Raw genomic sequence first — 9,586 nt, 5'->3', positions numbered from 1 at the left:
CCAAAAATCCTTGCCTTAACGCATATGGCTGCACTGGGCTGGGGCAGCATGATCATCTTTGGTGCTTTATACCAGCTGCTGCCGGTTATTCTTGAAACTGAGCTTTACAGCATTCGTTTATGCTGGCTCAGTTTCATTTCTTTCAGCGCAGGTTTGGTCCTGCTAACAGCTTGTTTCTGGCTGTTCGCAACGGGAATATATATGGAAATTGCTGGTTTATTGTTACTTACCGGCATCGCAGCCCTGGCTGTAAATGTATTTCTGACAGTAAGAAGCCATAGGGACAGCGCTGTTCAGCAGCAATTTATTGTAACTGCTTGTGGCTGGCTGGTGCTTACTGCTATGATGGGCGTAATGATGGTCTTCAATTTTAAATTTATTTTTCTGAACACTGACCATCTTACCTTTTTAAGGCTGCATGCGCATATGGGCATTGGCGGCTGGTTCCTGATGCTGATTATGGGTGTAAGCAGTAAGCTGGTACCCATGTTCCTGGTTTCCAGAACACAGAAAAAACAGTTGCTGGATTACAGTTATTATCTGGTAAACGGCTCTCTGATACTCTTTCTGATCAATGGATACTATAATGGTATCAGCTACAGTACTTATATTATAACTGCAACAAGTCTGGCCGGGACTGCATGTTTCCTCGTTTATATTTATCATTGTTTCCTTTCCCGCCTGCGCAGGGCAATAGATCTGCCCATGCTGGAAACGCTGGTTTCTTTCCTGCTCCTTATCATTTCAATTTTGGTAATTCCCTTTATCATGTATGAGCACCTGCAGCGAAATCCGTCCGCAGTGAGCCTTACAATGCTCTACGGTATATTGCTATTTATGGGCTGGATTACCGCGCTCATTCTTGGGCAAACCTTTAAAACACTGCCCTTTATCATCTGGGTGAAACATTATGAACACCTGGCCGGAATGGTAAAAACACCTTCGCCTGCGGAACTGACCAAAAAGATTTTACTCAGGATTCAGTTTATCGCATTTACTGTTTTTACCCTGACGTTTTTCAGTGGGGTTTTCTTTGACCTCCGTGTCCTGAAATTCAGCGGTGCCTGCAGCCTGATAGTAACGGCAGTAACTTATTTTTCACACGTGATCTGGTTACTGTTCCACCATACTAAAACTGAGCCTTATGATAATTTATGAAGTTCCCGACAATCATTCTTTTATGAAAATGGAGGTCGCAGATGCGCTAAAGACAGTTATCGATCCGGAACTGCAGATCAATATTGTGGATATGGGTTTGGTATATGCCATTGAAATGAGCGATGACGAGACAAATATAACTGTAGAAATGACGCTGAGCTCTAAGTTTTGTCCCATGGGCGAAAGTATAATGTCAGCCGTGAAAAACTGCATTCTCCGGTTTTTCCCTGGCTTTGGGCTAAACGTCAAGCTGGTTTGGAGTCCGGTATGGAACCATGATTTTATATCTGACGACGGCAAAAGACGGCTTGGTACGCAATAATGCTGATGCCGGAACCTATAATAATGGCAGAGAACAGCAGGAATAAGTTTGCATGGGGCAGCACTGAACTCCACATTGCAGTGAGCCCCTGCAGCATCAGGATCGTTTCCTGGATAAAAACGCCGGCAATAAAAATATATGTTCCTTTGCCAGGCAGTTGCCCCTGTTTGTATACCTGATATTCATTGATATATCCAATGATAAAAAAAGAAACTATACCCAGAAATATTAAATGGAGGTATGCAATAGCTATTGGTCTGAAGCCGGTAGCATAGCTTGTAAACCACGGAATAACCGGGAGGAACTGTAATACGAGCTTTAAGATGAAGGAGATCGCAGCAAGTGTCCAGAGCTGAAGGGTATTGCTGCCCAGCTTACCGGCAATTTCTGTTTTAACAGTTCTAATTAATCTACCAAAATCATAAAGTGCGAATAATTGTAATATGCCTGTAGCTGTTAGAATCCAGCTGAAGTGTTTAACAATGTCCATTCCACTCAGCGAAAGCAGATAAGAGGGTACAACAGCTATTGCGAGAACTGTATAAAGGTTACGGCTGATCAGTGGCAGACTGATATTGTGTTCCTGATCCAGGTACGCAAACAATAATCCAAGGCATACAAAGATGAACCAGCCGTTGTACTGAAAATGCAGATAGAAATAGATGGCTGCAAGATTGTATTCCTGTACCTGGATATGTTTTGCCATAAAGAAAGCCATTGTAAAAGCTCCCAGTGAGGAGAGGCCACAGAGGATCATTGCTGTTTTAAACCACTTTACTGCAGGGCCACTGGCTTTTGTCAGGTCTTTCCAGTAAACCCAGATAAATACATAAGAGACAAAAATAGACAGGGTAGAAAAGGTAATGGAATAAAGGGCATAACCCTGCAGTACAAAGGTAATCAGCATCCCATACGCGCTGAATGTATTTGCAATCAATATCCATTCATACTTTCTGCTGTTATAATCCTGCTGTTCTTTGCTGAGGTAATTTATCATTAGCGACATTAGAGCAAGTGAAACCCAGCCTGTAAATGCAAAATGCGAATGGCTGTGCAACAGGAAAATGTAGTTGATGGAAGCCATGGGGAAATTAGACTGATACCTCAGAAGGATACCCGCCAGAGCAGTGATGAGAAAATTAAACAGGGCAATCTTCAGCCATTTGCTGAATTTAAAAGGAGGATTTTCCATATACAGAAACTGCGGGATTATAAGCGTATCCAAAGATAGCAGGCCCTAATCCCCCAGGTTATGATCCCAATCATAAATTAGCTTGCAAAGCATAACATCGGGTTTGATTTTTTAAGCTAATGGTTTGATTTTCGACTCTTTTACACTTTGTAATTGCTGCCGCAATCAGCGGTAGAATTACTGAAGAAGAGCTTAACAGGAGACGCTGACAATCACTATAGGCTGTCAGCGTTTCCTGTGTTATTTTTAGTAACCCGGATTTGCGTTTCCGCCGGCCAGGTTGGGATCTACAACTGTTTCGCTGTAAGGGATAGGAAACAGATACAAGTGTTTATCCGGAAGGGACAATACTGTTTGTGCACGGTCGGTCCTTACCAGATTAAACCAGCGGTCGGATTCAAAAGGAAATTCCAGCCTGCGCTCATTTTCGAGTGCCAGCAGCAGGTCGTTCAGATTAGCAGCTGTAGTAGCAGCTACTCCTGCCCGGTCGCGCACTGCATTCAGGTCTGTAAGTGCAGCGTTAATATTTCCTTGTCGTGCCCTTGCTTCGGAGCGTATAAAATAAAGCTCTGAGATGCGGATGATATAAGCCGGATCAGTACCAACTGGTGTGCGGTAATAGAGTTTGCCGTACCAAAGGTTTCCCGGAGCTGCAGTCTGGGCAATCAGTGTATTTCGGCCTCCGCCAGCAAGAGGATTGTTTAACAAAGCAACCAGCACATCCGACGGTGCCCATTCCCGGCGCCCTCCCAGTACTGGCGGCAGCCACCAGTTACTGTGATTATTGGTGTTTGAGACTGTGTACGCAAGTTCAAATACGGATTCTGCTGTAGCTGCTGCGCTATTGGCAAAGAATGAACTGTAGGGTTTTAGCAGGGTGTAATCGGTACTCGTTATCACCTGTGTTGCAAACTGTTCTGCCAGAGCCCATTGCTGCTGGTACAAGTACAGTCTTGCTTTTAAGGCCCAGACTGTTTTCTGGCTCACACGGTTCCGGTTTATTGCTGCCGGAACCAATGTTTCTGCTGCATTCAGGTCTTTTAAAACCTGTGCGTAAGTGTCTGCCTGACTGCTGCGGGGGATGTTTTTGTTATCAGCTTTGGTAAGCGTAGGGCTGAGCACCAGCTGTGCGCCGCCCCAGCCGCGGGCCAGATCAAAATATGCCAGTGCACGTACAAAATAGGCTTCACCAACATACTGGTTTCTCAATGCAGTGGTAAAAAGCGGGTCATTTACACCTGGTACATTGGCAATGATATAGTTGGCTGATGAAATGGTTTTATAAATTGCAGTCCATGCTGCGCCTACATTGGCATTTGTAGCCGATGTAAGGTGTTTGGTGATTTCGCTGGGAGCGGCCTGTGAACCTGTCCACTGTATATCTCCTGCGGAGAGATAAGCGAGCGACTGAAAGTTGGAGCCGTAATAATCGTTACTGGCAAGCACATTAAACATACCGTTGGCAGCTGTTGCTGCTGAACCTGCATTGGTAATAGCTTCTGCCTGATCTACCTGCTGTTGTGGGTCTGTTTCAAGGAATTTTTTGCAGGAACCCAGCAGGATCAGTAATGGGAGGATATATAGTAATTTTTTCATGCCTGTGTATAATTAAAAAGTGATGTTAGCACCTATCTGCAAAGTTCTTGGAATAGGCGGTGTACCAAGGTCATAGCCCAGCACAGTAGAAGAAGAAGAAACGTTTACTTCCGGATCAGCTCCTTTGTATTTAGTGATCAGCCAGAGGTTAGAGCCACTTACATAAACCCTTACAGCGCTCAGTTTGATCTTTTCAATGAAGCTTCTGGGGATAGTATATCCCAGGTTTACATTACTTAAGCGCAGGAAGGAACCGTTTTCGATGTTGCGGCTGGTAGGGCTGAGTGTATAATTGGTACCAAGGGCACTCAGTTTCGGCATATCGGTGATGTCACCCGGTTTCTCCCACCTGTTCAGCTGGTAAGTATCAATAGCCCTGTTGGCATCGCGGGTTCCTCCGCCTTCCAGGAAGTAGGCGTTGTTGTTATATACTTTGTTACCATATACAAAATTGAAGAACACCGCCAGGTCGAACCCTTTGTAAAGGAAGGTATTGGTGATCCCACCGGTAAATTTAGGCAGTGCGGTACCTACCGGACGTAAATCACTTGAAGTAATCCTGCCATCATTGTTATAATCTTCATACACAGCGTTTCCTGTCTGGGGGTCTACATACAATTGGTTGTAGACAAAAAAGGTATTCATTGGGAGTCCTTCTACCATCCTTTCGGCTGCATAGGCTGCAACGACAGGAATGGGCAGCTTCTCAATTTTGTTGATATTTCTGGAGAAGTTGAAATTGGTGGTCCACCTGAAATCCTTCTTGTTGATATTGGTACTGCTGATGGATATCTCGAAACCCCTGTTGCTCATCTCGCCCGCATTCTCAAGGATAGAGCTGAAACCAGTACTGGTGGCCAATGGTAAGTTCAGCAGCAGGTCGCTCGTGTATTTATCATATACATCCGCACCGATAGTCAGCCTGTCGTTGAATAGTCCCAGGTCTAATCCCAGGTTGATCTGACGCGTGCTTTCCCATTTCAGGTCTGGATTTTCAAGCTGCTGCGGCAAGGTGCCGGGGTTATTCTGATAGTTTGCACCAGCTCCCCATAATCCCCTGGAAGCAAAATCATTGATGTTGTTCTGATTTCCTGTAGTACCGATGCTCCCGCGTAACTTGAAATCGCTGATAACAGTGTTATTCTTTAGGAAATCTTCCTGTTTGATCCTCCAGGCTACACCTGCAGAAGGAAAATATCCCCATTGGTGGTTGGAACCAAATCTGGATGAACCGTCAGCCCGCATACTGAACTCCGCATAGTATTTACCCGCATAATTATAATTGACCCTTGCGAAGAAGGACGATAACTTGTACTGCGTTTCTGTGACGGTAGATGTTGTACTGGCTGCGGAGGCTATCTGCTGAAATGAATCATTTGGAAAATTGGTTCCGTCTGCGCGGGTGGTTCCAAGAACCGTTCCCTGCAGGGAGTTACCGATCAGCGCGCCAAAATTGTGTTTGTCAAGCGTCTTGCTGTATGCTAAAGTCTGCTCATTAGTCCATACCGTATTTGTAGATACGCTGGATGTGCCCAGGTTATGGTTGGCAATCCCGAGGTTGGTAAGGCTGTTCCAGTACTGATATTCATTGTAATTATTGTAATCGACACTCCAGCTGCTCCGGAATTTGAGGTCAGGAGTGATTTTTGCTTCTGCATAGAGATTGCTGATCAGCCTGTTGCTGGTAGAATGCATGTTAGTATTGTTAAGCAGAATATCCAGGTTGTCAAAACCCGCCCATTTCGCAGGACTTCCATCAGCATTGACCTCGGGTAGATAGGTTGGAGTATGAAGGGCCGACTGCAGGATTCCCCCCTGCGGACCATCACCTACGCGTGCATTTGTCCTGTAAGTTTGCGTCAGCGTACTGGAAGTACCCATGCTGAAGATATCATTGATCTTCTGGTCGATATTGATCTTAAAAGTGCCTCTTCTAAAATCGTTTGTTTTGAGATCTGCCTGCTGTTTATTTAAGCCGGCAGCGATATAATAGGTAGTTTTATCGTTACCGCCGGATATTGAGGCATCATAGTTTTGGAGGAATCCGGTTCTGAAGACTTTATTCAGCCTGTCGTAAGTCTGCTGGTCCTGTGGCAATCCGCGCGGGGCAGGAGATCCTGACGGATTATCCGTTAATGCCCTGAAGGGCACGTTCCTGTAGGTCGCTGCTGCTGTAGTGTTACCAGCAGCAAGGGCATCGGCCAGCGAGTTGCGGTACATTTCATTCACAAGCTCTGCATGCTGAGGGCCGGTAACAAGATCCCAGAGTCTGGGTGCCCAGGCAGCGCCGAAGTAGGTATTCAGGGTGACTTTCGGTGCTGAATTCTGTTTCCCTCTTTTTGTGGTAATCAGGATAACACCATTGGCAGCCCTGGCTCCGTAGATTGCTGTAGCATCTGCATCCTTCAGCACAGTGATACTTTCAATATCGTTGGGATTGATATCAGACAGTGGATTGTTGGCCTGTCCCTGAGTAGTTATATTTTGCAGGGAGTTGCTGTTGATGTACACGCCGTCAATCACATATAGAGGGTCATTACTGGCATTGATGGAGGTAGTTCCCCTAACACGGATAAACATACCATCACCGGGAATGCCGGTAGAGGCACTGATTTGCAGGCCGGCGGCTTTTCCCTGTAATTGCTGCTCAAAAGTAGCTACAGGTTTGTCTTTTACTTCCTCAACACTGATGGTAGCTACAGATCCCGTCAAAGATTTTCGGGTCTGGGTGCCGTAACCTACAACTACCACATCATTTAGCTGGTTGTTGTTCTCAGTGAGCTGGATTTCTACCGGACTTCCATTGGCTGTAAACTCTCTTGGTGCGTATCCTATAAATGAAACAAGAAGGATGTAGGGGAACTTCTGTCCGGTCTCAAACACAAATCTTCCTTTATTATCTGTAGAAACTGCATGGGTAGTTCCTTTGATCCGTACCACAGCTCCCGGTAAGGGCTGTCTGTTGGCGGCATCGGTAACCGTTCCTTTTAATTCGGAATTGATGGTGGCTGTCGGGATTTGTGCGGAGAGGTAAAATGGACTAACTAAAAGAAGAAATATAATAGCAAGCTGAAAGATTAGGGGGTATTTATTTTTGGAGGTAAATATTTCCATATATTTAACATTGTTTTATGTTGATGATGAGTATTCGTTTGCATAAGATGAATGAATTTTCAGTGTGTGATTGGCGTTACAAGGCTGAATCTTCATGTTTCATAAACTGGCAAGGCTACCTTGCCAGTTTTATTTATATATCTTTTTATCCGATCATAGACTATATTGTGGGTAATTGATTTAAACGGAGGTAAACTTAAATATTATTTGATACTCTACCAAATCAATAGACTTTATTTTTTAAGATTTGCAATAAGCCTTATTAACTATCTGAATAATCCATACCGGGCACTTTTACGTATTTAAATATAGCTTATGATAACGCTCAAATTATCATTGACACTTGATTAGATTTTCCAATGTGAATACATTAACAACCAATATACCTGCTTCCCTCCATGAGGTCGTAAGTAATTCTCCATACTCAGTAGCACTTTTAGACAGAGAGTTATGCTATCTGACTGTATCACAGAAGTGGAAGAATGATTTTAAGCTGGTAGTGGAGCCTGCTGGCAAGTGCCATGCTGAGATATTCCGCGTTGAGGGAAAGGAGTGGTTACTTGCATATCATGAGGTGCTGGATGGAAAGCCGCATCAGGCCGAAGAGAGCGAGCTCATCTTTCCCAACGGATTGAGAAAGACCGTTCGCTGGGAACTGCAATCCTGGAAAGACACATCAGGCGAGACCGGCGGGGTGCTGGTATACATGGAGCTGATAACTGACAAAGAGGAAAAAGAGGCGCATGTTAAACGAATGCTGGACCTATATGAACAGTCCAATGAAGTGGCAAGGGTAGGCGCCTGGGAGGTTGATCTGCTTAAAAACGAAATATACTGGTCGCCGGTAACCAAGCAATTGCACGAAGTAAGCCAGGAATATGTACCTAATCTCACCGCCGCCATTGCCTTTATGAAGGAAGGTGCAAACAGGGATAAACTTGTGAGGGCCTTTGTAGCTGCCGTACAGAATGGAGAAGGGTATAATCTTGAGCTGGAAATGATTACTGCACGTGGAAAGGAATTGTGGGTAAGGGTGCAGGGGAATGCAGAATGGGTAAACGGCAATGTTGTACGTGTCTATGGGATATTTCAGGATATCACCAAAACCAAGAAAGCTGAACAAGCCATGGCGGTCAGCGAAGAAAAATACAGGAAGATTTTTGAGAATACCCAGGATATCTACTACCGAACCGATCAGAATGGGATCGTTAACGAAATCAGCCCTTCCATAGAGAAATATTACGGCGATAAGCGGGAAAATATTATCGGGCATCCTGCTGTTGATTTTTATTACTACAACGAAGACAGGGACAGAATACTCCGCGTGTTGAAGCAGGACGGCTCTGTAATTGATTTTGAAGTAAAACTGAAAACGAAAAACAGCGAGTTGCGCTATGCTTCGGTAAATGCAAGGATGATTATTGAAGAAGGGAAGGTTATAGGTTCGGAAGGCAGTATCCGCGATATTACTTTTAGAAAATTGCAGGAGAACGAACTGATGTCACTGAATACAGAACTGAAAGCACTGAATACCCACCGGGAGAAATTACTTTCAATTGTAGGGCATGACCTCCGGAACCCCGTCGCCGCCAGCCTCAAACTTGCTGAACTAGCCATGATGGATGTGGAGGAAGCTACCAAGGAAGACCTTACTGAATACATCTGTAAAATGAAGGCCGGCCTCCAAAATGCCAATGAACTGCTTGAGGACCTGCTGCGCTGGGCAAAAAACCAGTTCAATACGCTCGACTTTCATCCTGTTCTGATAGATGATCTGCAACTGCAGGTAGTAACTTGCCTGAAACGCCTGAAACCGATGGCCGATGCAAAACGCATTGTGCTTATAGAAAAAGTTGGCGAGGGATTCAAAGTATTTGCAGATAAGGATATGCTGGCTACGATCATCCGTAACCTGGTCTCCAACGCGATAAAATTTACGCAAAGTGGTACTGTAGTCGTAGCGGTTTCCCAGCGTTCAGGCGACATCTTGTTTTCTGTTACGGACACAGGCAAAGGTATACCTGAAAGCATCGTGAATCAGATCTGGAAGAAAAGCTCACATTATACGTCTTACGGGACATCCGGAGAAAAGGGCACCGGGCTGGGTCTGGAATTGTGCCTCGACTTTGTCAAAAAACACAAAGGTAAGATCTGGGTGGAAAGTAAGGTGGGCGAGGGCAGTAGTTTCTATTTTACTATTCCGA

At 44.9% G+C, this 9,586-nt stretch carries 6 protein-coding genes; 3 read left to right on the top strand and 3 right to left on the bottom strand.

Annotation, left to right across the window (positions count from 1 at the left end):
* On the top strand, positions 1-1,158 hold a 1,158-nt coding region (locus tag ABWY16_RS04120), incomplete at its 5' end, for a hypothetical protein (protein WP_353903382.1).
* Complete coding sequence (locus tag ABWY16_RS04115) at positions 1,145-1,480, top strand: metal-sulfur cluster assembly factor (protein ID WP_353903381.1); 336 nt, start codon at positions 1,145-1,147, stop codon at positions 1,478-1,480. The genes ABWY16_RS04120 and ABWY16_RS04115, both read left to right, overlap by 14 nt.
* On the opposite strand, the gene ABWY16_RS04110 is transcribed toward ABWY16_RS04115, so the two are convergent.
* From ABWY16_RS04110 to ABWY16_RS04100, 3 genes are all read right to left on the bottom strand, one after another.
* Entirely contained in the window at positions 1,440-2,672 is a 1,233-nt protein-coding gene (locus ABWY16_RS04110) for a hypothetical protein (protein WP_353903380.1), read from the bottom strand. The two genes, ABWY16_RS04115 and ABWY16_RS04110, sit on opposite strands and share 41 nt — an antisense overlap.
* A gap of 246 nt (positions 2,673-2,918) precedes the next feature.
* Positions 2,919-4,268 (bottom strand): RagB/SusD family nutrient uptake outer membrane protein, encoded by a 1,350-nt coding sequence (locus ABWY16_RS04105; protein ID WP_353903379.1) that lies wholly within the window; start codon positions 4,266-4,268, stop codon positions 2,919-2,921.
* 12 nt (positions 4,269-4,280) lie between these two features.
* Positions 4,281-7,382 carry a SusC/RagA family TonB-linked outer membrane protein gene (locus ABWY16_RS04100; RefSeq protein ID WP_353903378.1) on the bottom strand — a complete coding sequence of 1,034 codons (3,102 nt, stop codon included), beginning with the start codon at positions 7,380-7,382 and terminating at the stop codon, positions 4,281-4,283.
* Between the two features lie 361 nt (positions 7,383-7,743).
* On the opposite strand from ABWY16_RS04100, the gene ABWY16_RS04095 reads away from it, so the two are divergent.
* Positions 7,744-9,586, top strand: a 1,843-nt coding sequence (locus ABWY16_RS04095) for a PAS domain S-box protein (RefSeq protein ID WP_353903377.1), incomplete at its 3' end; no start/stop codon positions are given.

Origin of the sequence: Pedobacter sp. (assembly GCF_040513095.1) — a bacterium.
Taxonomy (GTDB): Bacteria; Bacteroidota; Bacteroidia; order Sphingobacteriales; family Sphingobacteriaceae; genus Pedobacter.
This window is presented reverse-complemented; position numbering and strand designations above follow the sequence as displayed.